Origin of the sequence: Halomonas sp. 72 (genome assembly GCF_052379785.1) — a bacterium.
GTDB lineage: Bacteria > Pseudomonadota > Gammaproteobacteria > Pseudomonadales > Halomonadaceae > Vreelandella > Vreelandella citrativorans.
This window is the reverse complement of sequence record NZ_JBQSYY010000067.1, coordinates 1-265: the sequence shown is the minus strand read 5'-3', so window position 1 is coordinate 265 and position 265 is coordinate 1. Positions and strand designations below refer to the sequence as shown.

The window sequence follows — 265 nt, the reverse complement described above, 5'->3', positions numbered from 1 at the left end:
CTAGCCCGGATTTCTCACAGGGTATAAAAGAAAGCGGCTGAAAGTGCTATGATTTCAAGAACCTAACCAATCCATCAAGCACCAACAGCCGCTTCCAAAATGGTACCTGAAAAGCTGACCTTCTCGCCACTCTCACGCCGCCAAATTGAAGCCGACTTCTCCGGGGGCCACATTACGTCGGACGCCGGATTACTCCTGCTTCGTGAAGTCGATAAACAGCATCGCCTGACACGCCGCTTGGCCGCCGTGCTTCATGATCCCCGCG

At 54.0% G+C, this 265-nt stretch carries 1 protein-coding gene; it reads left to right on the top strand.

Features of this window, described 5'->3' with window-relative positions; genetic code table 11:
• Positions 1–99 precede the first annotated feature (99 nt).
• Positions 100–265: transposase (locus ACT3T6_RS17755; protein WP_443589647.1), on the top strand; the 166-nt coding region annotated here is incomplete at its 3' end.